The 22,619-nt window shown below is 64.0% G+C and carries 20 protein-coding genes; 9 read left to right on the top strand and 11 right to left on the bottom strand.

Annotated features, from left to right (window positions below; genetic code table 11):
- Window positions 1–184: 184 nt before the first annotated feature.
- From ACTIIH_RS04180 to ACTIIH_RS04190, 3 genes are all read right to left on the bottom strand, one after another.
- Window positions 185–760 (bottom strand): hypothetical protein, encoded by a 576-nt coding sequence (locus ACTIIH_RS04180; RefSeq protein ID WP_441450660.1) that lies wholly within the window; start codon window positions 758–760, stop codon window positions 185–187.
- Window positions 757–969, bottom strand: a complete 213-nt coding sequence (locus ACTIIH_RS04185) for a helix-turn-helix transcriptional regulator (protein ID WP_441450662.1) — start codon at window positions 967–969, stop codon at window positions 757–759. Before ACTIIH_RS04185 ends, ACTIIH_RS04180 begins: the two co-directional genes overlap by 4 nt.
- Before the next feature lie 574 nt (window positions 970–1,543).
- Window positions 1,544–2,785, bottom strand: coding sequence for an MFS transporter (locus ACTIIH_RS04190; RefSeq protein ID WP_441450664.1), 1,242 nt, complete (start codon window positions 2,783–2,785; stop codon window positions 1,544–1,546).
- 322 nt (window positions 2,786–3,107) lie between these two features.
- Between ACTIIH_RS04190 and ACTIIH_RS04195 the strand changes: the two genes are divergently transcribed.
- Window positions 3,108–4,151 carry an LCP family protein gene (locus ACTIIH_RS04195; RefSeq protein ID WP_101596650.1) on the top strand — a complete coding sequence of 348 codons (1,044 nt, stop codon included), beginning with the start codon at window positions 3,108–3,110 and terminating at the stop codon, window positions 4,149–4,151.
- 175 nt (window positions 4,152–4,326) lie between these two features.
- Here the strand turns inward: ACTIIH_RS04195 and ACTIIH_RS04200 are convergent, their stop codons facing one another.
- The 4 genes from ACTIIH_RS04200 to ACTIIH_RS04215 all read right to left on the bottom strand — a co-directional run bounded on the left by ACTIIH_RS04200 (window position 4,327) and on the right by ACTIIH_RS04215 (window position 8,033).
- Entirely contained in the window at window positions 4,327–4,797 is a 471-nt protein-coding gene (locus ACTIIH_RS04200; protein WP_101596648.1) for a hypothetical protein, read from the bottom strand.
- 616 nt (window positions 4,798–5,413) lie between these two features.
- Window positions 5,414–7,054, bottom strand: a complete 1,641-nt coding sequence (gene pgm / locus ACTIIH_RS04205) for a phosphoglucomutase (alpha-D-glucose-1,6-bisphosphate-dependent) (RefSeq protein ID WP_441450667.1) — start codon at window positions 7,052–7,054, stop codon at window positions 5,414–5,416.
- A gap of 119 nt (window positions 7,055–7,173) precedes the next feature.
- Window positions 7,174–7,470 (bottom strand): hypothetical protein, encoded by a 297-nt coding sequence (locus tag ACTIIH_RS04210; RefSeq protein WP_441450669.1) that lies wholly within the window; start codon window positions 7,468–7,470, stop codon window positions 7,174–7,176.
- A gap of 233 nt (window positions 7,471–7,703) precedes the next feature.
- A complete protein-coding gene (locus ACTIIH_RS04215; protein WP_441450671.1) occupies window positions 7,704–8,033 on the bottom strand; it encodes a rhodanese-like domain-containing protein in 330 nt (109 codons plus the stop codon).
- Between the two features lie 305 nt (window positions 8,034–8,338).
- On the opposite strand from ACTIIH_RS04215, the gene ACTIIH_RS04220 reads away from it, so the two are divergent.
- The 6 genes from ACTIIH_RS04220 to ACTIIH_RS04245 all read left to right on the top strand — a co-directional run bounded on the left by ACTIIH_RS04220 (window position 8,339) and on the right by ACTIIH_RS04245 (window position 14,023).
- A complete protein-coding gene (locus ACTIIH_RS04220; RefSeq protein ID WP_441450672.1) occupies window positions 8,339–9,310 on the top strand; it encodes a pyridoxamine 5'-phosphate oxidase family protein in 972 nt (323 codons plus the stop codon).
- Window positions 9,311–9,590: 280 nt separating this feature from the next.
- On the top strand, window positions 9,591–10,376 hold the full coding sequence (locus ACTIIH_RS04225) for an acetoin reductase (protein WP_101555668.1): 786 nt from the start codon (window positions 9,591–9,593) through the stop codon (window positions 10,374–10,376).
- A 210-nt stretch (window positions 10,377–10,586) separates the two neighbouring features.
- A complete protein-coding gene (locus ACTIIH_RS04230) occupies window positions 10,587–11,891 on the top strand; it encodes an FAD-dependent oxidoreductase (RefSeq protein ID WP_441450674.1) in 1,305 nt (434 codons plus the stop codon).
- Window positions 11,892–11,962: 71 nt separating this feature from the next.
- Window positions 11,963–12,820, top strand: a complete 858-nt coding sequence (locus tag ACTIIH_RS04235) for an ABC transporter permease (RefSeq protein WP_101555667.1) — start codon at window positions 11,963–11,965, stop codon at window positions 12,818–12,820.
- Window positions 12,813–13,628 (top strand): ABC transporter ATP-binding protein, encoded by an 816-nt coding sequence (locus ACTIIH_RS04240; RefSeq protein WP_101555666.1) that lies wholly within the window; start codon window positions 12,813–12,815, stop codon window positions 13,626–13,628. Before ACTIIH_RS04235 ends, ACTIIH_RS04240 begins: the two co-directional genes overlap by 8 nt.
- Before the next feature lie 50 nt (window positions 13,629–13,678).
- The gene (locus ACTIIH_RS04245; RefSeq protein ID WP_101555665.1) at window positions 13,679–14,023 is read left to right on the top strand and encodes a hypothetical protein; all 345 of its coding nucleotides are present in this window, start codon (window positions 13,679–13,681) and stop codon (window positions 14,021–14,023) included.
- Between the two features lie 81 nt (window positions 14,024–14,104).
- Here ACTIIH_RS04245 and ACTIIH_RS04250 read toward each other — a convergent pair whose 3' ends face one another.
- The 3 genes from ACTIIH_RS04250 to ACTIIH_RS04260 all read right to left on the bottom strand — a co-directional run bounded on the left by ACTIIH_RS04250 (window position 14,105) and on the right by ACTIIH_RS04260 (window position 18,732).
- Complete coding sequence (locus ACTIIH_RS04250; RefSeq protein ID WP_441450677.1) at window positions 14,105–16,633, bottom strand: excinuclease ABC subunit UvrA; 2,529 nt, start codon at window positions 16,631–16,633, stop codon at window positions 14,105–14,107.
- A gap of 142 nt (window positions 16,634–16,775) precedes the next feature.
- Window positions 16,776–18,518: an RNA-binding domain-containing protein gene (locus ACTIIH_RS04255; protein WP_101555663.1), complete on the bottom strand. Its 1,743-nt coding sequence runs from the start codon at window positions 18,516–18,518 to the stop codon at window positions 16,776–16,778.
- Window positions 18,519–18,606: 88 nt separating this feature from the next.
- Window positions 18,607–18,732 (bottom strand): hypothetical protein, encoded by a 126-nt coding sequence (locus tag ACTIIH_RS04260; protein WP_257904174.1) that lies wholly within the window; start codon window positions 18,730–18,732, stop codon window positions 18,607–18,609.
- Between the two features lie 255 nt (window positions 18,733–18,987).
- Between ACTIIH_RS04260 and ACTIIH_RS04265 the strand changes: the two genes are divergently transcribed.
- Window positions 18,988–20,259: an MFS transporter gene (locus ACTIIH_RS04265; protein WP_441450680.1), complete on the top strand. Its 1,272-nt coding sequence runs from the start codon at window positions 18,988–18,990 to the stop codon at window positions 20,257–20,259.
- A 75-nt stretch (window positions 20,260–20,334) separates the two neighbouring features.
- Here ACTIIH_RS04265 and ACTIIH_RS04270 read toward each other — a convergent pair whose 3' ends face one another.
- Window positions 20,335–21,243: a sulfite exporter TauE/SafE family protein gene (locus ACTIIH_RS04270; protein ID WP_101596820.1), complete on the bottom strand. Its 909-nt coding sequence runs from the start codon at window positions 21,241–21,243 to the stop codon at window positions 20,335–20,337.
- Between the two features lie 395 nt (window positions 21,244–21,638).
- Here ACTIIH_RS04270 and ACTIIH_RS04275 point away from each other — a divergent pair, with 395 nt between their 5' ends.
- Window positions 21,639–22,514, top strand: a complete 876-nt coding sequence (locus ACTIIH_RS04275; protein ID WP_441450682.1) for a sirohydrochlorin chelatase — start codon at window positions 21,639–21,641, stop codon at window positions 22,512–22,514.
- Window positions 22,515–22,619 lie beyond the last annotated feature (105 nt).

The following is a 22,619-nucleotide window of genomic DNA, read 5'->3' on the forward strand; positions in this document are numbered from 1 at the left end:
CGCACAACGTCTTCAACGCCGGTGTCGGCGAGACGTCTGCGAAGAAGGACTGGGCTTAGATATCTCGGATCCCATCATCTTGGTGGACACTCAGCACTGGGACTGCAATAGCCCCGGTCATGTGGTCGATTTTTCAGACCAAGGATCATTCCGGGGCTTTCGCTCTCCAGTTTAGTGCAATGACTCAGTCCTCGTCCTCAATGTAGGCCGCGGCGGCCGCCTCGGCGCGGGCCTGCTTGATCTTGCGCACCCGGGAGATCGTCATGAGGGTCAGCGCGATGATGAAGCCGAACGCTGCGCCGATCGCGATGGAATAGGTGCTGGGGGGAGCACCTGGCATCGTTTGATTGCCCATTCCGACATCGATGAGCGGATAGCCCTCACTCATGTGGAAGACGATCGCACCGACCCACACGATCGCGAACACCGCTCCGACGATGTTGCCGACGATCAGCCGCCTCGGCGAAACACGGGCCATAGCCATGGAGAAGTCCACATTCTCGCGCTTGCAATACCCCGAGATGACACCGCTGGTCACGATGGATCCGAGGACGATCAACACACTCCACATTCCCGCGCCGAGTACGGCGAAGACGAGCGCAAGCGCGAAGAACACGTAGGTGGAGACCACGGCACCGAACGTATAGGCCCGCAGGATGATGTCCCGTTCGCGTTCATCGCCCATCGAGGGGTCGTCGAAACCGGCGATTCGATCGGCAAAGGCGTTGGGTCGATTCTTTCTGTCACTGACGTTGTTCATGGGGATTCCTCCTGGAGCGAGAAGATCTCTTCGACTGTCGTGTTCAAGGCCCGGGCGATGCGCAGCGCCAGATAGACGCTGGGGGCGTAGTCGCCGCGCTCGGTCGCGATGATCGTCTGCCGCGACACCCCCGTGAGCTGGGCTAACTGTGCCTGCGTGAGCCCGGAAGCCTTGCGAACCTGCTTGAGGTCCGAGGTCTGAACTTCCATACCGTTCCTTGATGTCAACTTCTCTTTACATCTAAAAGTAAAGCATGTTTGACATGCGGGTGTCAATGATCTTTGACATTCCCGAGGTGGCTCGCAGTTTCGTTCGCAGGCGGGACCGATCGCGGGGTGGTGGAGCAGTGCAGTGAGCGAGCTTCGAGGCGGGATGGGTGCCGAGCTTTCTCGCCCCTCGACGCAAACATCAAAACACCCTGTTGCAACGGGATGTTTTCGCGCCAAAGGTGGGGGATGTGCAAGTGACCGTGCGGTATAGGAATAGCGGGAGGGCGTAGCGCTAACGGTGAGGGACGGTGAGGGACGCTGAGGCGGCGGGTGATCTCGACGCTGCCCGGAGCTGGTCTCGGTGCGGCCCGAATTCTGAGGGAGGTTTCTGTAGAAATCCTCGTCGGAAATCTACGTTTATCTACCGGGGAATTCTGCGCGGTAGGGTGCGTGCCGGCGACCAAGCCCACACCACCCGTCGCCCTCACTGCAACCGTCGCGTCGGCCCGCCGCAACAACCACGCCGCCCTCGCCGCAACAACCGCGTCGCCCCACCGCGACAACCGCCGCCGTCTTACGCCTCCACAACCTTCTCGCGCCGGCGGTCCTTCTCCAGCCGCGCCTCGTGGCTCGACCGCGACGGGTTCAAAAGCTTCAGCAGCGACAGCGCGATGATCGCCCCCAGCACGGCGCAGCCGGCGGGCAGGAGCATCGCGGTCTTCGCATCGAAGGCGTCGATGATGTTGCCGGCCACCGCCGATCCGAAGGCGACGCCGAAGCCCAGCGAGGTACCCAGCCAGGCGAACGCCTCGGTGAGCCTGCGCGGGGGAGCGAGCTGCTCGATGACGGAGTTCGCGCCGATGAGGCTCGGTGCGATCGCGGATCCAACGACGATGAGGATGATGCCGTAGGTGACCATCGAATCGGCCAGCAGCATCATGCTTGCCCCTACCGCCAGGCAGGACACGGCGACGCCGAAGCGGTGGTGCACCGGCGAATTCCAGTTCCTCGCCCCATACAGTGCGCCGGAGATGAGCGATCCCAGTGCCAGGCATGACAACAGGACACCGGCCGAGGACTTCACACCGAGCTCGTCGGCGAAGGCGACGGCGATGACGTCGATGGCGCCGAAGTTCACGCCGAGGAAGATGTTGACGACGATGATCGCGAAGATGCCCGGGTTCGAGAACACGTGGCCCTTCGCGTCGGTGGTCCGCTCCACCGGCGGGGGTTCGGTCGACTTCTGGATGTAGAGCAGCAGTGATCCGACGCCGACGGTGATCATCGAGAGGATGATTCCGGCCGGCGGCCATACGGCGGTCGCGAGCACCGTGGCCAGCACCGGCCCGGAGACGAACATCAGCTCATCGGCGACCGATTCCCACGAAAACGCGGTCTGCAGCTTCTTCGGGGTGTCGACGATATGCGACCAGCGCGAACGCACCAGCGAACCGACGGAGCCGACGGTGGCGCCGCCGATGCCGGCGAAGACGAAGACGAATCCCGTCCACCATTCCTCGTACGCGGAGACGATGAGCAGGGCCAACGCGATGAGGTGGGTGATGACGATGGGCACCATGACCTTCGCCTGGCCGAGGCGGTCGACGAGGCGAGCGATCCCGGGGCCGGCAAGTGCCTGGACGATCATGTACACGGCGGAGACGATGCCCGCCATGCCGTATGACCCGGTCACGCCCTGGATGAAGAGGACGATGCCCAGCCCCAGCACCGCGATGGGCATCCGGGCGACGAGACCGGCCAAGGAGAACTTGAGAGCACCGGGAAGCGACAGAATCTCCCGATAGTTATTGAACACCAGGAAAGTCTATCCAGCCCTGACCCGGCCGACCATGCCGAGCCCGCGCAATTGCTGGTGAGTCGCCTCACCTCGGCGCCGGGATCATCCGTGGGTCACGAACGGATATCGGTCCCGGTCATCCCGGTCGGAACCGAATATCACAACGTCTGACAAGGCAGAACACCTCGCCGAGGCGGCCCTGCCCTGCCGTTCGCCCGCGCGCTTACGCGCGGGGTGCGCCGCGCGGCTGAGAATTGGGTCACCTCGGTCGCTATACAATGGGCGGGATTGCCCAGTGACCCCGGCGCCCGGCGCCGACAGCTCAAACCCCGGAGTGCCGATGACGGATAACACCACTTTCGACGATCTCTTCGACCACCAGAATGAGGAACAGCAGCGCCCACGCAAGAAGAAGCGCGTGTGGCGCAAGGTCCTCGTCGCCCTGCTGATCATCGTCATCCTCGGCGTGCTCGGCATCGGACTCTACGTCTGGAGCGTCGGCCGGTCGTTCGACGAGAACGCGAACCAGCTCAGCGATGAGCAGGTCTTCGGCAAGGACAGCGCCGGCGGCAAGGAAGGCGACGGCACGAACATCCTGCTGTTGGGCTCGGATGAGCCGATGGGCAATGTCGACGTCAACGATTCTCGCGGGCTGCGCTCGGACACGATCATGGTCATGCATCTGCCCGAGTCCGGCGGCAACGTCCAGATCATGTCGATCCCGCGGGACACCTACGTCGACATCGAGGGCCACGGCAAGGCGAAGATCAACGCGGCCCTGTCCTACGGCGGTCTGCCGCTGGCCGTGTCGACGGTCTCGGACTTCATCGGCAGCGACCTCGATCACGTGGCGATCATCGATTTCGAGGGATTCAAGGCTCTGACCGACAGCCTCGGCGGGGTGACCGTGAATTCCGAGCAGGCGTTCGAGAAGAACGGCTACACGTTCACCAAGGGCGAGAACGTCCTCAACGGCGATGAGGCGCTGACCTTCGTGCGCGAGCGCAAGCAGTTCCAGGACGGCGACTTCCAGCGTGCGCGCAATCAGCAGGCGTTCATCCGCGGGCTGACGAACGAGATGATCTCGGCCGACACCCTGTCGAACCCGAAGAAGATCCAGGACATGGTCAAGAACTTCGCGCCGTACATGTACGTCGACTCGGGCCTGGACGCGAAGTACATCTCCTCGACCGCGTTCAACATGCGTGATGTCCGCCCCGGTGACATCGAGTTCTTCACCGCACCCGTGGCCGGCGTCGGCACCTCCCCGGACGGTCAGTCGATCGTCAACGTCGACGAGGAGGAGCTGAAGAAGGTCCAGGACGCGTTCAAGAACGACACCGTGGCCGACTACGTGCAGAACGCCCCGGAAGCCCACCTCTAGAACCTCGCCGAGGCGGCCCATCCCCGGCCATCCCTCGCCGAGGTGGCCCACCGCAGCCGCAGACGCCGACGCCCAGCGTCGCTGGGTCACGCACCGAGCCCCGCACCAGGAAATTCCTGGTGCGGGGCTCGATGCATCTGCGGTTCCATGTATCTGCGGCTCGAGGGCCGGAGCTTCAGCCTTCGAAGTTGACCTTGTGCACCGCGTTGGGAGTGCCCCACTCGTCGTCAGGATCGACGACGGCTTCGGTGGGCATCCCAAGCCACATCTTCTCGCCGGTGACGGTGTTCTCGTAGTCGACGTAGGTAGTGCCGGCGGCCCCCTCTGCGCCGACGCGGGTCCAGTGGGTGGCTTCGTCGTCGCTGTGGGCCTTGAGCTTCGCGGCGACCTGGGATGAAGCGAAGGCCTCCACTCGGTCAGTATCGCCTTGTCCCCAGGCTCGGACGAGCTCGTCGGCGTAGGTGACCGGATCGGTCGGATAGTACACGGACTGCGTGCCGACATCGGAGTCAGTGGACTGGCTGGACGAGTCGGCCAGAGACGCGTCGGCGGCCATGGCCGGTCCTGTGGCGAGCCCGAGGCCGACGAGTCCGGCGACGGTGGCGATTCCGATGGCTGCTGTGCGGTTGCGAATGGTGGACGTCATTGTGTCGATCCCTTCTGCTGTTCTGCCGCCTCTGCGAGGTCATTTCGGGGCGGTATGTCATCTGACGCAGAACAGTATTGCGACCGAATATGAGGCCGCGGCAACAGAGACTGAAAGCCGACTTGGAGCCGATTACGGCCGGAACACAGGAACGTTGCAGCTGTGCGGCGGTCGTTGTTACATGAGGAGTGCTCGACCGGTGAAGACAAGAAGTCTTGCAGATTAACCTTGTGGTCAGCGCTCTGTGCGGACGCTGCGGCCGGCGCAGCTCGCAGGCCCGGCGCGGTGGTGGCCGGCGCGGCCATCCGGCTGGTGGCGCGCGTTTGTGCAACAGTTCTGCTTGAGCAGCGATACGCGATCGTGACCCGCGCACTTGCCCGCACACGGAATCCCGCGCGCACGAATCTGCTCTCCCGCATCCGTGCTCGCTCCCGCGCACTTGCCCACACACGGAATCCCGCGCGCACGAATCTGCTCTCCCGCATCCGCGTGTTCGAAGTGTGGGCGCAGCGAATCAGATCCCTACGCCCACACTTCGAGCCCGCGGAAGCAGGTGTTGAGAGGCGACGCTGCGGGACTCGCCGCCTGAGCGGACTTCCGCAGCAACGCGCGGTCCTTACTCCAGCACCCCGTCGACGAGAGTTCGGGCGTCGTGCTGGACCTGGCGCAGGTGGTCCTCGTCGCGCAGGGACTCGGCGTAGATCTTGTAGACATCTTCCGTGCCCGACGGCCGGACGGCGAACCATGCGTTGTCCGTGGTGACCTTGAGTCCGCCGATCGGGGCGTTGTTGCCCGGCGCCGAGGTGAGCACCGCCTTCACGGGTTCACCGCCGACGGTCTTCGTGCCCACCTGAGAGGCATCGAGTGACCCCAGTCGTTCCTTCTGTGTGCGTGTCGCCGGGGCATCCTGGCGGGCGTAGGAGCTGGTGCCGTGGTTCGCGGCCAGTCCTGCGTAGCGCTGTGAGGGAGTCTGCCCGGTCTTCGCAGTCATCTCGGCCGCAAGGAGGGCGAGGATGATGCCGTCCTTGTCCGTCGACCACACCTTGCCGTCCCGACGCAGGAACGATGCGCCGGCCGATTCTTCACCTCCGAAGGCCAGGGTCGAGTCGAGCAGGCCGGGGACGAACCATTTGAAGCCGACGGGCACTTCGAACAGCGTGCGGTCGTGGGAGGCGACGATGCGGTCGACGATCGACGAGGTGACCAGCGTCTTGCCGATCGCGGCCCCACGCGGCCAGTCGGTGCGGGAGTCGAGCAGGTAGTCGATGGCCGCGGCCAGATAGTGGTTGGGGTTCATCAGGCCGGCGTCGGGGGTGACGATGCCGTGACGGTCGGCGTCGGCATCATTGCCCGTGGCGATGTCGTAGTCGGCGCGGGAGGCGATGAGACCGGCCATCGCATAGGGGGAGGAGCAGTCCATGCGGATGTTCTCGTCCCAGTCCAGGGTCATGAATGACCAAGTGGGGTCGACGTCCGGGTGGACGACGGTGAGATTGAGATCGTAGTCCTCGGCGATCGCGGCCCAGAAGTCGACGCTCGCACCGCCGAGCGGGTCCGCGCCGATGTTCAGCCCCGACGAGCGGATGACGTCGAGGTCGATGACCGACTCGAGGTCGTCGACATAGTTCGAGACGTAGTCGAAGTTCTCGGTGTTCTCCAGGTGGAAGGCCCGCTGGAAGGGGGTGCGCGGGATCTTCTCCCACCCCTCGGCGAGGTAGGCGTTCGCGCGTTCGGCGATCCAGGTCGTCGTCTCGGTGCCGGCGGGTCCGCCGTGCGGTGGATTGTATTTGATGCCGCCGTCGGCAGGGGGGTTGTGGCTGGGAGTGACGATGATGCCGTCGGCCTGCGCGTCCTCGCGGGACTTGCCGGCGTTGAAGCCGAGGATCGCGTGGGAGACGGCAGGGGTCGGGGTGAAGCCGTCACGTTCGTCGATGAGCGCAGGAACCTCGGCGGCGGCGAGCACCTCGAGGACGGTGAGGAATGCGGGCTCACTCAGTGCGTGAGTGTCACGGCCGAGGAAGATCGGTCCGCGAATTCCTTTGTCTCGGCGGAAGTCGACGATGGCCGCGGTGATGGCCGCGATGTGCGCCTCGTTGAAGGAACGGTTGAAGCTCGAACCGCGGTGGCCTGAGGTCCCGAAGCTCACTGCTTGCGAAGGCACCGAAGGGTCCGGAACCAAGTCGTGATACGAATCGAGAAGGGCAGGGACGTCGACGAGATCCTTGTCCTGGGCCAACTGGCCGGCGCGTGTTGTCATTCTTCTACCTTGCCAAATCCGGGCCACCTGTCACAGTTGTGTCCACGGAGTTCTTGCATCGTGGACTCTGCAGGCATGACGGATCGGAATTCCATGACCGAGCCCGCGCTGCCGCAGACTCAGTCCGGCGGCTCCACGGAGTCGTCGTCCTCTTCCTTCGTGTCTCCACCGCTGATATCCCGGTCCTTGTCGGGGGAGGAGGCCCCTTCGGCTTTGGCCTGGGCTTCCTCAGGGTCCCGATCGATCGGAACATCGTGCTCGGCGGCGATGCGCTCGAGCCTGTCTTCAGGAGTCTGGGAACTGCCTTCGGCATCCGTATCGGGGCCGACTCCGACGGTTGAGCTCTCGATCTCCTGCTCGTCTTCGGTCTGCTCTTCTGCTGCGTTCTCCGGCAGGTTCTTCTTCTCGTCACTCATGACTTCTGCTCCCTTCGGAGTTGAACACGCTCACGCCGTTCGACGGAGGGTTGAGGATCACAAGAGGTGCGGGAGTGATCCGTGGTCTCGACGGTAGACCTATCGTGGAAACGGGGCAAGGGGACTCGGTCTTGCGGCTCCTCCGGTCGACCTCGCGACGATGGGAGCGACTCTCGCGGATGGTGGGATCAATCCGCTGACTGCTGGCTGGCCGACTGCAGGTGGCTTTCTGCTCACTTCACCCAGGGCTCTTCGCCGGTCTCGGAGACGATCGGCTTGCCGTTGTCGAGGTTCCATGACCCCATGCCGCCGTCGACATTGAAGGCATCGAAGCCATTCTGGTTGAGCCAGGCGACCGCGCGGTTCGAGCGTCCGCCCGTGCGGCAGACGACGTACATGTCGTCGTCGAGAGGAAGGTCGTCGAGGCGGCCCGGCAGTTCACCCAGCGGCACGTGGATCGCGCCTTCGATGTGCCCAGCTTCCCACTCGTCGTCCTCGCGGACGTCGATGATGGCGGCCCCTTCGGGGATGTCGTTGACAGTGACGGTCGCTTCTTCATCCATGACTTCAGTGTAGGCACGCAGACCCAGTGCTCGCACCTGCCCGAGAGGTCCGCAGCCGCACGCGACGCCGCACCTGCCCGAGGCCTCCGAAGCCGCGCCGCCTCGCGACCACGCTCGCGCCTGTGCCCGACCCCATGCACACTGGCCGAACGGTTCCGGACCCCATGTCTCGGACCCGATTCCAAGGGGGCTGTTGCCGATCGGAGAGCCGTGTAAGAATGACCGTGCAGTCGCTGTCGCGCTCGCCGAATCCGGTCCGCGAGGGCCTCTGCAGCGCCAGGAACCGTCTGCGAAGGGAAACGGTCATGAACAACAGAGACAAGAGTGACGAGTCGCCGGCCGAGGAGAAGGCCCGTGACGTCGCAGCAAAACTGGACGAGACCGCAGAACCGCTGGCCGGGACTTCGGACATGGAATCTCACGCCGAAGTCGGATACACCGAGCAGAACGTTGAGGAACGCGCCCAAAAGGCCGCGGACGAAGAAGGTGTGACACTGCATCGCAATCCCGACGGCTCGCACACGGCGATCGACGAATCGAAGGCCGCCGAGGTGACTCCGAGCTCAGGAACCGAGAACTCCGGAGCCACTGACGCTTCCCTCGCCCCGGGCATGGGCGCCTCGGTCGGCACCACGTCCGAGCCGGGCGATATCTACAGTGCGCCAGGGATGGGCAACGCGGTCGGCAGCACGACGGAAGGCGGCGTCGCGAGCACGGAAACAGCAGTCTCCGCCACTGACGACACGGAAGCCGGCCAAGTCTCGGACGCCGGCGACGGGCAGAAGCCCGCAGGCGAGGCGGCGACGGATGAGCTCGATCAGGCCGATGTCGTCAAGATCCTGCGCGGGGGTGATTCCGTCATGCTCTCGACCACGCTCGCCGACGGCAAGATCCTCGCCCACCCGATGGCACCTCAGGAGGTCACCGACGACGCCGACGTCTGGTTCTTCCTCGCCCTCGACGGCGACCAGGCGAAGGCGCTGAGAGCGAACCCCGAAGTCAATATCAACCTCGCCGAGGCGGGCAACTGGCTGTCGGTGGCCGGACGCGTCGAGTTCGTCGACGACGAGGCCAAGGTCGATGATCTGTGGTCGGATTCTGCCACGGCGTGGTTCGATGACCGCCGGGACCCGAATCTCGGGCTCGTCAAGGTCATCACGCACTCCGCCCAGCACTGGGGTCTGCCCGGCGGAAAGGCATCGGGCCTGTTCCGCATGGTCAAGTCGAAGATCGCCGGCGACCGTCCCGCCGGCGGCACTAAGACCACGGAACTCTGAGCCTGAGGCCGCCCAGGACGACGAGGCGCCCGGGGAGATCCCGTTTCTCCCCGGGCGCCATGTCGTCGGCCCGGGCGTCCCATCCGCCTGCATCTTCGCCTGAAACCACGGCTCGGCCACGCCCGGGCTCGGCCTCGTCGTCCGCCTGTTTGCAGCGATGCACCTCTGCTGTGCAGACCCGCTCCTGTGCTGTCTCGCATCTCACTTGCCGACACGGGTTCAACCGCGTGAAACGGCGTTACTATTGAGCTGTCAACGATTAGGGAGGAAGTGACAGACCATGGCTGACAACAAAGCAGCCCTCGTCACAGGAGCCGGCCAGGGAATCGGTCGTGCCATTGCGCTCAAACTGGCAGCAGATGGATTCGACGTCGCAGTTGCCGACCTCGGGTTCCAAGAGGAGAAGGCTCGCGCGGTGGTCAAGGAGATCGAGGATCTCGGTCGCAGAGCAATCTGGGTCGCGGCCGATGTCTCCAAGCGCGATGAAGTGTTCGCCGCAGTCGACGCCACGGCCGAACAGCTCGGCAGCTTCGACGTCATCGCCAACAACGCCGGCATCGTGCAGGTTGAGCCGGTCGACAAGATCACGACAGAGAACCTCGAGAAGATCTTCAGCATCAACGTCTACTCCGTGATCTACGGCATCCAGGCCGCCTCGGCGAAGTTCGAGGAGCTGGGCAAGGACAAGGGCAAGATCATCTCCGCTGGTTCGATCGCCGGCATCAAGGGCTTCCCGATTCTCGGCGCCTACTCGGCGACAAAGTTCGCCGTGCGCGGCATCACCCAGGTGGCCGCCCAGGAACTGGCTCCACGCAACATCACCGTCAACTCCTGGGCACCCGGCATCGTCGGCACCGGCATGTGGGACACCATCGACGAGGAGATGGGCAAGCTCAACGGCAAAGCCAAGGGCGAGAACCTCAAGGACAATGTCGAAGGCATAGCCCTGGGGCGTATCGAGACCCCGGAAGACGTTGCCGGAGTCGTGTCCTTCTTCGCCTCCGACAACGCCGACTACGTCACCGGTCAGACCCTGCTGGTCGACGGCGGCATGCTCTACAACTGACCGCTCGCGCGGGCCAACTGGTTGCGCTCGCCACACGGTGACCGTGCCGACCATCGGCAATGGGAGCGACGCGGTGAGGTGCCCGGGGAGATCACAATTCTCCCCGGGCACCACCCAACCGTCCGCGACCGCGCGCCCCGTCACCATCCTCCGATCGCCCAACCATCCCTCGGTCAGCGAATGCCCGACCCGAGCACTAGCATGGGAGACATGAGCAAGCGGATCGTCATCATCGGTGCGGGTCTGGCCGGCACCACAGCGGCCAGGGAGCTGAACGAGCGCGGTCAGGCGGTCACCGTCATCGACCCGCAGGCAGGGGACACCTGCGAACGGCCGCCGCTGTCGAAGCACCTCTTCGACAATTCCCGCCACCACCTGCCCTACCACCTCGAGTCGACCGAGCACATCACCTTCGTCCGCGACTGGGCGGAGGAGATCACCCTCGCCGAGGCGGCCGCCGAGTCCCGCTACACCGCAGAGACCCAGCTCCACCCCCAACGGCTGACCGACGACCACGCGACCGTGGGCACCGTCCACCTGGCCTCGGGGGAGTCGATCGACTTCACCCACTGCATCCTCGCCACGGGAATGGAAGCCAACCGGCCGCGGATCCCGGAATACCCGGATGCGCTGCCGGTCTACGACTTCGGCGACGCCGAATGGATCCTCGCTCGGGTCGAAGAGGCCACACAGCCGCTCAACGTCGGAGTCCTCGGCTCCGGCTATCTCGGAATGGAGGTCGCCACCTCGGCGGTCGCGGCCGGGCACCGGGCCACGGTCTATCTGCGCGGAGGCGAACCGCTGCGCAAACAGCTGTCCGCGCCGGTCAGGCAGGCGCTGTTCGAAGCGCACAAGGCCGCAGGCGTCGAATTCGTCACCCACACGTCGAGCCCGGACGACATCGACGCAAATATTCACGATCTGTTCATCACCAGTGTCGGAGCCCGGCCCCGCCTCATTCCCATCGACGGCGATCGCCCCGCCGAGGCATGGGAGGTGAATGAGAGCTTGGCAACATCCCATCCCGGCATCTTCGCCGCCGGAGACTGCGCGATCGTCACCGCCGGACCCTACGCTCTCGACCATCCGTGGGCCTGCGAACCGGTGGCCGAAAGCCATGGGAAGTTCCTCGCCGAATACCTCACCACCATCGCCGACGAACCCTCAGGCACCAGCGAGGACGCTCCCGCCGACAACCCGGCTGACGCGGCGGCGAAGATCTGGTCGGAGGTGCCCTGGCACTGGAGTTTCCAGGGCCCTCATAAGGTGTTCACGGCGGGCCTGACCAGCCCCGATGCCACCGACACGATCATCAGACACGACCCGAGCGGAGCCAAATTCCAGGTCTTCCACTTCGACGGCACCGCACCGGAGTCGAAGCTCATCGGCGTCGAGACATTCAACTGGCCGCCCATGCAGGCCGCCGCCCGGCGAGTACTCGGCGGTAACCACATCCCCACTCGGGCCCAGCTGGAGGACCCGGAATTCGACTTCAAGGCTCACAGCCGACTGTGAGTCTGCGCTAGTCTCATCCCGTAGACTCTTTCTGTTCTATCCCCAGTCGCCGACGAGAGAATTTTCTGTTCATGGATATGGCCAGGCTTGCTGCCGAGCACGGGCTCGAGAGAGTGGGTGGGCGGCCGTCTCTGCCCCAGTACGTCAAACAGCTTCTCAGCCGAAGCGACTTCACGTACACGCTTGCGAAGTATCGGATGCAGTCCGAGAACGAGCGCAACCGCCTCGGCATGGCCTGGGTGTTGCTGCGTCCGTCGTTCTCGGCGCTGATCTACGGCACGGTCTTCGGCTTCATCATGCGGGGCGCCACCGCCCGGCCCGACGATTTCGCCCCCTTCGTCATCATCGGCGTCTTCGTCCTCGAGTTCTTCAACAGCTCGATGAATGGCGGTGCGAAGTCGATCATCTCGAACGCGTCGCTCGTGCAATCTCTGCCGTTCCCGCGCATAGTTCTGCCGATTGCCAAGGTGTTCCAGAACCTGCTCGACTTCATTCCCACGCTCATCTTCATGGCGCTCATCGTCATCATCTTCGGTGCCAGGCCTGATTGGGACTGGTTCCTCTTCATCCCGCTGGTGTTCCTGTTCTGGGTCTTCAACCAGGGTGTGGCGTTCATCTTCGCCCGCGCAACGGTCCACTTCCGGGACCTGTCGCAGGTCACCCCGTTCATCTCCCGCATGATCTTCTACACCTCAGGTGTCTTCTTCGACCTCAAGGTCATGGTCGAGAAGATCAACCCGGCCCTGCAGCCCTTCGCCGATTGGCAGCCGATCAACAACGTGCTCTCGATCGCCCGCGGCATCCTCATGAAGGACGGCGTCGTCCCCTACGACTACTTCTGGCACCTGGCCATCTGGGCCTTCGGCATTTTCATCTTCGGCTTCATCTTCTTCTGGCAGGCCGAGGAAAGGTACGGTCGCGATGAGTGAGAACACCGAGCACGATTCCGGAAACGTCGCCGAGGCCACTCAGTCCAACGACCCCGTCGTCATCTGCGACAACGTTCACGTCCGCTACAAGACCTTGGCCACCGGCAAGAAGCTCAAGCTCGGCGGCGGCGGAGGCATGCTCAAACGTCAGCGCGGCCTCCGGGAGGTCCACGCGCTGAAGGGCGTGAGCTTCGTGGCCCACCGCAACGAGTCCATCGGCATCATCGGCAGCAACGGTTCCGGTAAGTCGACGCTCATGCGCTCGATCACCGGGCTGACCCCGACCTCCGAGGGAGCGATCTTTGCGAAGTCACGGCCGAACCTCCTCGGCGTCGGTGCCGCTCTGATCCCGGACCTCTCCGGTGCCCGCAACATCATTCTCGGGTCCCTGGCCCTGGGGCTCACCCGTCCCGAGATCGACGAGAAGTTCGATGACATCGTCGCGTTCACCGGTCTCGAGGATTTCATCGACCTGCCGATGCGCACGTACTCCTCGGGCATGTCCCAGCGGCTGAAGTTCGCCATTGCGACCTCGGTCCAGCACGAGATCCTCATCGTCGACGAGGCCCTCAACGTCGGCGACAAGAAGTTCCGGGACCGTTCCGAAGGCCGCATCCGCTCCATCCGCGAGAACGCCGGCACCGTCTTCCTCGTTTCGCATTCGATGCGCTCGATCAAGGACACCTGCAATCGTGCCCTGTGGATCGAGAAGGGCGAACTGCGTGCCGACGGCCCGGCCCTCGAGGTCATCAGGGAATATCAGGCCTTCAACAAGGTGGCGAAGGAAGCGGAGCAGGAGCCGAGCTGAGGCACCGCACCCCCTAGCCGCGCCCCGTCTCGCTCGGTACATTCGGGGACATGGACAACAGTTCACGCGAACCGATCGAGTCGCGGCGCATCAGTGATCAGCCTTCGCTGCGCAGTTCGTCGGGCACCATCTGGATCGTGGCCGGTGGGATCTTCCTCGTCGTCATCGTCGGCGTTCTCGCAGTGATCATCTTCTCCGGCGGTCCGGCGGTACCCACAGCGATCACCACGCTCGTCATCGCCGTGGTGTTCTACCTCGTCCTGCTCATCGCCCGGTTCACCGTTCGGCCGGGCAGAGCGCGTCTGTGGGTCATGGCCGCAGCGATGATCGGCATGGCGGTTGCCTCGCTCGTCGGGCTCGTCCTGTGCGTGGGCGCTGCCGCCGGCGGAGCCTGACCGGGATTCTCCCCGCGACGTGGACGCGGGGCCGAACCCGACGTCGGAGGGTTCCCTCAGCGGTGGCCTGGTGGCGATGCTCTATTCGGCGGAGTCAGGTTGCAGGTGGGCTCTGAGGTACTCACCGGTCACGCTGTGTGCGGCGTCCGCGACCTGCCCCGGGGTTCCGGTCGCCACGATCCGACCGCCGTCGTGACCGCCGCCGGGGCCGAGGTCGATGATCCAGTCGGCGTTGGCGATCATGTCGAGGTCGTGTTCGATGACGAGGACCGTTCCACCCTGATTGAGCAGCTGCTGGAAGACGCGCACGAGCACACGCACATCCTCGGGGTGCAGGCCCACCGTCGGTTCGTCGAAGACGAAGAGGGTGTGCTGCTGCGACTTCCCGAGTTCGGTGGCGAGCTTGAGCCGCTGCGCCTCACCGCCGGACAGTGCCGGGGTCGCCTCGTGGAGGGTGAGGTATCCGAGCCCCACATCCTGCAGCGCCCGCAGCCGGGCGTGGACCTTGCGCATCTCGGCAAGGTGGGGCAGCGCCTCGGCGACGGTCATCGCCAACAGATCCGGCAGCGACAGCGGCTGACCATCGGCATCCGAGGCACGGCAGTACTCGTCTGCGTCCGGACTGTACCGACGGCCTTCGCAGTCGGGGCAGGGGATGTCGACGTCGGGAAGGAACTGCACGTCGAGGGTGATCTCGCCGGTGCCTTCGCATTTCGGGCAACGCAGCGATCCCGTGTTGTATGAAAAGTCCCCGGCCTTGAGTCCGGCAGCCTTGGCTGAATCGAGGCGGGCGTACGCGCGACGGAGGTCGTCGAGGACTCCGGAATAGGTAGCTACGGTGGAGCGGACGTTGATGCCGATCGGGGTGGCGTCGACGACGTTGACGCGGTCGATCCCGTCGGCGTCGATCTCACGCACATGCCCGGGCCGCGAACGCTCATCGGCGACTTTGAGCGCGGGGACGAGGCTGTCGAGGACGAGGGTGGTCTTGCCCGATCCGGACACTCCCGTGACGACGGTCAGCCGCTGCCGTGGGATCTCCGCGTCGAGGGCATGGACCGTGTGGATCGGTGCGGTGCGCAATCGGATCCGCCCGTGATCGAAGGTCGCCGAGGCGGCCGCGGACTCGCGTACGAGCGTTTCGGCACAGCCGGTGAGGTAGGGGCCGATGCGGGAATCGGGATGATTGTCCAGGTCGGCGACGGTGCCGGTGGCCACGACCGTGCCGCCGTCGCGTCCGGACCCGGGGCCGATCTCGATGAGGTGGTCGGCGGCGCGGAGGACCAGCGGGTCGTGGTCGACCATGACGACGGAGTTGCCCTCGTCGAGGAGGTCGGTGATGACGCCCTGAAGGCCGGTGATGTTCGAGGGGTGGAGACCGATCGAGGGTTCGTCGAGGACGTAGAGGACTCCAGTCGTCTCATTGCGCACTGCGCGGGCAAGCTGCACGCGTTGGCGTTCACCGGTCGACAGGGACGAACCGGGCCGGTCGAGGGCGAGGTAGCCGAGTCCGAGATCGAGCAATCGGCGGGCCATGCCGAGCAGAGTGTCCACCAACGAGCTGGCCATGGATTGCATCGATGAGGGAAGGCCGGCAGGTACGTCCGCGGCCCAGTCGACGAGTTCGTCGAGGGTCTTGGCGGTCGCCTCGGCGAAGCCGATGTCACCGATGCGCGGTGCACGGGCGGCGGGGGAGAGGCGGGTGCCCTCGCAGTCGGGGCAGATCTGCTCGGAGAGGAACCGGCTGACCCTGGCGAAGCGCTTCTCGTTGTCCGCACGTTTGAGTTCTTCGGTCACCGTCAGGCGGGCGTTGCGGAAGGTGAAGTCGAGGTCGTGCAGTCCCTTCTTCGAGGTGACCGTAATGTGCTTCTTCTCTTCGGGGCCCGCAAGGACGATGTCGCGTTCCCAGCTCTCGAGGTCGCGCCAGGCCACGTCGGTGCGGACGCCGAATTCGCGGGCGATCTGCGGTTGGACGTTGAAGCCGAACATCTGCCAGGGGATGACGGTGCCGTCGTCGATCGACCGGTCGGGGTCGCGGATGAGGGAGGCATCGTCGACTTCTCTGATGGTGCCGATGCCCTCGCAGCGGGGGCAGGCTCCACCGGAATTGAAGGCAAGCTCCTCGGCGCCGGGGGCCTGGACCGTCTCACCGCATTCGGGGCAGTCGAAGGGCTCCTCGGCGGCGACGTTGAGGGTCGGCTTCTGTCGGTGTCCGTTGGGACAGAGGTGGGAGGCCAGTCGGGAGAACATCAGGCGGATGACGTTGAGCAGCTCGGTCGACGTGCCGAAGGTCGAGCGCACGCCGGGGACTCCGGGGCGTTGCCGCAGGGCGAGGGCGGCGGGGATATGGCGGACGGTGTCGACATCGGCACGGGCGGCTTGAGCCATGCGCCGGCGGGTGTACGTCGACAGTGCTTCGATGTAGCGCCGCGACCCTTCGGCATAGAGCACTCCCATGGCCAGTGAAGACTTGCCCGACCCGGAGACGCCGGCGATGGCGACGAGGGTGTTCAGAGGCACGTCGATGTCGATGCCCTGCAGGTTGTGCACGCGGGCACCGCGGACCTCGACCGCCGTGGCTGGGGCTGAGTTCCGGGCTTCGGTCGACATATCGTGATCGTAACAACCGGGGATGACACGGAGAATGTCAGAGCCAGGGTTCCGGCGCGGCTGTAATTACCGTCGGTACATGGTGAAGACCCGTCCGGCGGGAGAAGGCGTATGAAGTCGGACAGCGAAGAAGGCTGATTCGTCAGCTTGCACGATAGTTCGTTGTGCGGTGGCCTTGACCGCCTTCCATCAGAATCAGCGAATGCGCAAGCAGATCCTTGATCGCGTACCGAGTCTGCCGCGTCGTCAGACCAGTACTTTCGGCAATCGCGGCAACAGTGGACGAACCAGACGAGATTGCGTCGAACACAGCGGGAGCATTCTTTGTCAGTCTTGAATCCGAGTCAGATTCCGACGCGACAGGGCTGGTCTGCGAATTCGAGTCAGGTTGGCGGACACGTTGTTCTTCGCGCGGCCCCAATTGACGGGCGTCACTGTCGAATTCAGTTTCCAACAGATGCCAGCGAACCAGCTGACTCAGCTGCTCTCTGGCCTCTTCAGAAGTCAACGGGGAGAACTCGCTTCGAAGCGCCTCAATATCCCGCGGTTGTTCATCTCGGGCTTTCAGCATTACTTGCTTCTGCAGATGCGTAAGCTCTCGGCCGTCGGCAGCGTCCTTCAGCCACGCAGTATCCTCATTGGAGAACGCGGAACCGCGCCAAAGCTTGGCGACGAACTGAACGCCGTTGTCGGAAAGGCGCGGGCGGCGAAGGTCAGACTCCATTGTGGACCGTAGGATCTCCTTCACTCCTCCGCCTTCTCCCTCAATGATGTTCTCGCCGTCCGATGTTCGAAGGTCCTTCGCAATTCGGTAGAGACGCTGATTCACAGCAACCTGAGCAGGGGAGCTGCTGGTGATCTGTGACAGAGTGAGACCGCGTAGGCCTCCCGGGCTGATGATGGTTAGGGCTTTTTCACTGATGCGGATTTGAACGGATTTTCCGTATCCGACGGTATCCGGGCCCAGATCGCGGTGCACAAGCGCGTTTGCAATGGCCTCCCGAATAGCTCTTGACGGCATTTCCAGCACATTGCGAAGGTGACCGTTCGCCATGTACTCCTGCCTTGAAGTTAGGTTGGCAACGGTCCACTCCATCAGTTCTTCCAGCAGAATCGGCAACGGGCCATCGAAATGCCGGAGGTTCTGTGTCCGAGCGTTTCCGCCGTCGCGAGGAAGTTGGACCGCAGCGGTTACTTGCAGAGCGGGCAACCGACCCTGTGGGTAGATGCCTAGGGCATAGAGACCTGCAACAGTCAATTCATTTGAATGTGTCACGATTGCCAGTTGTTTGAGGACCGAAAGATCATCCTGGTCGCGCAACCGCTTGGTGTTCCGTGCTCGGTTGAGAAACGCAGTGGTCAAATCATCGTCAAGATCGTCTGGTGAAGTTCCTGGAACCGACTCAGCATCGTATTGAATTCGTTCGACATCATTCAGCCGGGTGACCTCCAACATGTGGATGTCGGTTGGGCTCATCACGTAATCGCCGTCGGCCTGACGGAGATAAGCTTCTCCTTTGTATCTTGCAGGTTTGTCTTGTGCGGGAAGGCTGGCGACTCGAACCATGACAACCGCGATGCCGTCATAGTGGATGGTTTCGGTCGTCAGTTGTGGAGGAGGACTGACAGTTGAGCGTGTCACACTGACAATTCCTGCTTCAATTGTTGCTGGATCTGAAACGCCGCTTATGGAGAAGTCGCTTGCTTCATCGACGCCGAGTATGAGCAATCCGCCGGAGGGCATATTGGCAAAAGCCGAAATCGTGGCCCCAATGTCGCGAGGAAGTTCTTTCGCAGAGCGTTTGACCTCGATGTCGGTTGTATCTCCACGCTGGACACGCAGATCATCGAGAACTGCGTTGAGGTAGTTCTTCGTCAGCTCCATGAACGAAACTTACACTCAATATTTGTCATTTTGCAAGTGTGAAGTGTCACTGTTGTCAGTGTCGTCACTTTGGCTGTAGGTATCGCTGTCAGTCATGAGTCTCCACCAGGGTATTCAGAGGGACGTCGACGTCGATGTTTTGCAGGTTGTGCACGCGGGCGCCGCGCACCTCGACCGCTGTGGCAGGGGCAGGATTGCGGGCTTCGGTCAACATATCGTGATCGTAACAACCAGCACTGACGTGCCGGACGCTTGCTGAGACAGTATTTGCGACCGGGTATGACCGGACTACAATCGTCACGCTGACGACAACAGGGCCACGCTCGTCAGATCGGAGACACCGAACAGAACGACAGCCAGCAACACCGGCCCCGGATGGCGAGCAACGGTGCCTGCATCCTGTCAGCCCACGAACCACCACCGGCTCCGCCAACTGCGGCACCCGGGCACCTACAAGAAAAGGCACACGATGACTGAGACACCCGTCGAGTCCCGCGAAGACAAGTCGCGGGCCCGCAAGGCCGTAGTTGCGGCCGGACTGGGCAACGCCCTCGAGTGGTATGACATCATCCTGTTCGGGTTCATGGCCACCTCGATCACCGCGGTCTTCTACCCCGGCGAGGGCCTGTCCGCGCAGCTGATGACCTGGGCGACCTTCGCCATCACTTTCGTCGTCCGCCCGCTCGGCGCCATCCTCATCGGCCGCTACTCGGACAAGCACGGCCGCAAGTCCGCCCTGTCGCTGACGATCGGTCTGATGACCCTCGGCGTGTTCATCATCGTCGTCCTGCCCGGCGAAGCGACCATCGGCATCTGGGGCGCGATCGGCCTGATCATCGCTCGCATCATCCAGGGCATCTCCGCCGGCGGCGAATTCGGATCCGCCACAGCCTTCCTCACTGAGAACGCCAAACGCGGCAAGGCCTACTACGCCTCCTTCCAGACCGCGACTCAGGGCATCTCAATGTTCCTGGCCGCCGGTATCTCGTGGATTCTCAGCTCGACCCTGAGCGAAGAGGCCCTGCACTCCTGGGGCTGGCGCGTGGCCTTCGCCCTCGGCCTGCTCATCGGACCCGTCGGCTGGTACATCCGCTCGAGGATGGACGATACGCCCGAGTTCAAGGCCGCAGAGAAGACCGACAACCCGCTGCGTGTCCTCCTCAGTGAGAACTTCGGTCGCCTGTTCTCCGCGTTCCTCATCATCGCGATGGCCACGATCTCGGTCTACCTCATCACCTTCCTGCCGCAGTTCGCCGTCACCAACCTCGGCCTCGACGCCTGGGCATCGTTCCCCGGCGCCGTCGTCGCCGGTGTCATCACCCTCACCGGTGCCCCGTTCGCCGGCCGCCTGGCCGACCGCGTGGGTCCGACGACCGTGATGATCCCGACGACCATCGTCGGCATCATCGTCGCGTGGCCGATGTTCATCCTCCTGACCGCGAACCCGTCGATCAGCGTCCTCACCCTGTGCGAGGCGATCGTCGGCCTGTTCATGGTCTTCTACTTCGGCCCGATGCCGGCCCTGCTGTCCGAACTGTTCCCCGTCAAGGTGCGCAGCTCCGGCATGACCATCGCCTACAGCTTCGGCGTCGCAATCTTCGGCGGCTTCGCCCCGCTCATCCTCACCGCCCTGCTCGGTGCCACGGGTCTGCTGACCGTGCCCGGCTTCTACTACGCCGCATTGTCGCTGCTCTCGCTCATCGGCGTGATCATGGCCCGGAAGCTCTACAGTCAGCGCTGACTGTACAACAAATCCGAACAGACCCGACCCCGCCATTGTGCGGAGTCGGGTCTGTTCGCGTGTTTCTGCCGAGCTTCACCCGCCGACCGGCACCTCGGCACCGGCCTGCTCGGCCTTCCGAGCCTTCGCAGCCACCCGCTCCAGGCGGACGACGTGAGCCAGCAGTGCGAACCACACGAGAGCCAAGCCGGCGAGCGTCAGCCACACAGCAGACGCATCCAAACCAAAGGTGAGCAAGATGGTGCGGATATTCGTGAGGATGATGATTCCGCCCGCGGCGACCGCAAGCACCTTGGCCGGCAGCAGCTTCACCAGCCACGCGGCAAAGGGGGCTGCGATGACGCCGCCGATGAGCAGTGCCGCCACGATCTGCCACTCGATGCCCTGCGATCCCAACGCGATGAGGAACCCGAGCGAACCGCCGACGGCGACGACGAACTCACTCGTATCGATCGACCCGATGACCTTCCGCGGCTCCAAACGGCCTGATGAGAGCAGCGTGGTCGTCCCGACCGGACCCCAGCCGCCACCGCCGATGGCATCGAGCGCTCCACCGACGAAACCGACCGGCACGAGCATCCCCGCACTCGGCCGTGACTTGAACTCCGGGCGCTTCCCACCCAAAGCGAGGAACCGCCAGATCACGTACACCCCGAGCGCGAGCAGGATCCCCGAGACCCACGGGGTCGCAGCCTCCCCGTTGAGACTGGCGAGGAACGTCGACCCGAGGACCGCGCCGATGAAGCCGGGCCCGGCGAGAATGCCCACCGTCCGCCAGTCGACGTTGCCGAACCGGTGATGGGAGATCCCCGACACCAGACTTGTGCCCAGTTCGGAGAAATGCACCGCCGCCGAGGCAGCCGCCGGTGCCGTCCCCGCCGCGAGCAGCAACGTGGTTGAGGTGACCCCATAGGCCATGCCCAGGGAGCCGTCGATGAGCTGCGCAATGAGGCCGACGACCCCGAGGATGATGAGCTGACGCATGTGCTTGCCTTTCGTGGATGACGCGAAGGAGGTGGAGGCGCAGACGGTGAGGACGACGTCGACTCAGCGGACGTGTCGGACGCGCAGAAGCGCGTTGACATCACACACTAGCGAAACTGTTGAGCAGATTGGGAAATCCACGGCAATCCTACGAACTCGGTCGCCGTGTGTCGAAAGATGACGCCAGATGGCGAAATTTCGCCGATGAACAGCCCGTATGCGGCGCCGATGCGGATGGGTTACGCTATGCGAATGTATTCAATCCGAACGATCACTGATCGCCCTGATTGCTTAGTCGTTGAGCAATCAGTCTGCCTAGTGACCTTGACAGCCCCGGGGCAGGTGCGGGAACGGGTTCAGAGGCTTACGCAGAGAATCGCTGAGGAAGGAGCGCTATGACGGGGCTGCCGTCCGTGGGCCTGATCTCCCACGGGACCTCATCGCCGACCGGCCAGGTCCTCATCGAGGTACTCGCCGCGGAGGTCGCCACGGACCTGCGTATTCGGGGCATTGCCGACGAAGTCATGCTCGGCCATGTGGACGTCCAGAAACCCGACGTCGACGAGGTCATCGCCCGATTGCCCGCCGACCGTCCGGTGATTCTCGTGCCGCTTCTGCTTTCGCCGGGGTATCACGTCCATGTCGACCTCGCCGAGGCGGCCGGCCGTGCCGCTGAATCGGGCCGTGACGTTCGACGAACCCCCACGCTCGGGCCCGACCCGAGGCTCGCAGAGATCCTCTCCGATCGACTTCCGCCCTTGAAGGGCAGCGACGACGTCATCCTCGCCGCTGCCGGTTCGAGCGACGAACGGGCGAACGAGTCCTGCCGCGAGATGGGCTGGCTGCTGGCTGCAGAGCTTGAGCGTCCGGTCGAGGTCGGTTTCCTCGCCGGCGGGGGAGTGGCCCTGAAGGACCTCGTCGCGGAGAGTCGGAGTCGCGGCGCCCGACCCGTGCTCGCGAACTACCTGCTGGCCCCCGGTTTCTTCGACGACCTCGCCCGAAAGCAAGTCGAGGGCGGCACTGAATCGACCGGGGTCCTCGCTCCGCCGCTTCTCACCGGAGGCGGCACCACGTCCGCCGTTCCGCCGAAGCTCGTTGACATCGTCCGCGACCGAGCCCGCGAGGGAATCCACGGCCAAGTTCGTGACGGTGTTCTCGCGGCCGGCCGCAACAGTGGCCCTGGTGGCGCCCATGTCGAAGGCGGCTGTCCTGCCTACGTCCAACCTCACACCCAACCCCACAACTTCACCCCGCAGAAGCTCAACGTCTGACCGCGCACACGGCAGGCCGTGACGCCAGATGTCACTCCGTGACACAAACCATTCGGTGAGTTGTTGAGCAATTCGGCATTCATGTAGCGTGATTCATCACTGGTT

Origin of the sequence: Brevibacterium sp., from assembly GCF_052105255.1 — a bacterium.
Lineage (GTDB): Bacteria > Actinomycetota > Actinomycetes > Actinomycetales > Brevibacteriaceae > Brevibacterium > Brevibacterium linens_B.

What these genes read in the sequence shown, in the direction of transcription:
- ACTIIH_RS04180 (WP_441450660.1), bottom strand. Translation starts at nt 760, where the DNA reads ATGAACAACGTCAGTGACAGAAAGAATCGACCCAACGCCTTTGCCGAT.
- ACTIIH_RS04185 (WP_441450662.1), bottom strand. Translation starts at nt 969, where the DNA reads ATGGAAGTTCAGACCTCGGACCTCAAGCAGGTTCGCAAGGCTTCCGGG.
- ACTIIH_RS04195 (WP_101596650.1), top strand. Translation starts at nt 3,108, where the DNA reads ATGACGGATAACACCACTTTCGACGATCTCTTCGACCACCAGAATGAG.
- ACTIIH_RS04200 (WP_101596648.1), bottom strand. Translation starts at nt 4,797, where the DNA reads ATGACGTCCACCATTCGCAACCGCACAGCAGCCATCGGAATCGCCACC.
- pgm (WP_441450667.1), bottom strand. Translation starts at nt 7,054, where the DNA reads ATGACAACACGCGCCGGCCAGTTGGCCCAGGACAAGGATCTCGTCGAC.
- ACTIIH_RS04210 (WP_441450669.1), bottom strand. Translation starts at nt 7,470, where the DNA reads ATGAGTGACGAGAAGAAGAACCTGCCGGAGAACGCAGCAGAAGAGCAG.
- ACTIIH_RS04215 (WP_441450671.1), bottom strand. Translation starts at nt 8,033, where the DNA reads ATGGATGAAGAAGCGACCGTCACTGTCAACGACATCCCCGAAGGGGCC.
- ACTIIH_RS04220 (WP_441450672.1), top strand. Translation starts at nt 8,339, where the DNA reads ATGAACAACAGAGACAAGAGTGACGAGTCGCCGGCCGAGGAGAAGGCC.
- ACTIIH_RS04225 (WP_101555668.1), top strand. Translation starts at nt 9,591, where the DNA reads ATGGCTGACAACAAAGCAGCCCTCGTCACAGGAGCCGGCCAGGGAATC.
- ACTIIH_RS04230 (WP_441450674.1), top strand. Translation starts at nt 10,587, where the DNA reads ATGAGCAAGCGGATCGTCATCATCGGTGCGGGTCTGGCCGGCACCACA.
- ACTIIH_RS04235 (WP_101555667.1), top strand. Translation starts at nt 11,963, where the DNA reads ATGGATATGGCCAGGCTTGCTGCCGAGCACGGGCTCGAGAGAGTGGGT.
- ACTIIH_RS04240 (WP_101555666.1), top strand. Translation starts at nt 12,813, where the DNA reads ATGAGTGAGAACACCGAGCACGATTCCGGAAACGTCGCCGAGGCCACT.
- ACTIIH_RS04245 (WP_101555665.1), top strand. Translation starts at nt 13,679, where the DNA reads ATGGACAACAGTTCACGCGAACCGATCGAGTCGCGGCGCATCAGTGAT.
- ACTIIH_RS04250 (WP_441450677.1), bottom strand. Translation starts at nt 16,633, where the DNA reads ATGTCGACCGAAGCCCGGAACTCAGCCCCAGCCACGGCGGTCGAGGTC.
- ACTIIH_RS04255 (WP_101555663.1), bottom strand. Translation starts at nt 18,518, where the DNA reads ATGGAGCTGACGAAGAACTACCTCAACGCAGTTCTCGATGATCTGCGT.
- ACTIIH_RS04260 (WP_257904174.1), bottom strand. Translation starts at nt 18,732, where the DNA reads ATGTTGACCGAAGCCCGCAATCCTGCCCCTGCCACAGCGGTCGAGGTG.
- ACTIIH_RS04265 (WP_441450680.1), top strand. Translation starts at nt 18,988, where the DNA reads ATGACTGAGACACCCGTCGAGTCCCGCGAAGACAAGTCGCGGGCCCGC.
- ACTIIH_RS04270 (WP_101596820.1), bottom strand. Translation starts at nt 21,243, where the DNA reads ATGCGTCAGCTCATCATCCTCGGGGTCGTCGGCCTCATTGCGCAGCTC.
- ACTIIH_RS04275 (WP_441450682.1), top strand. Translation starts at nt 21,639, where the DNA reads ATGACGGGGCTGCCGTCCGTGGGCCTGATCTCCCACGGGACCTCATCG.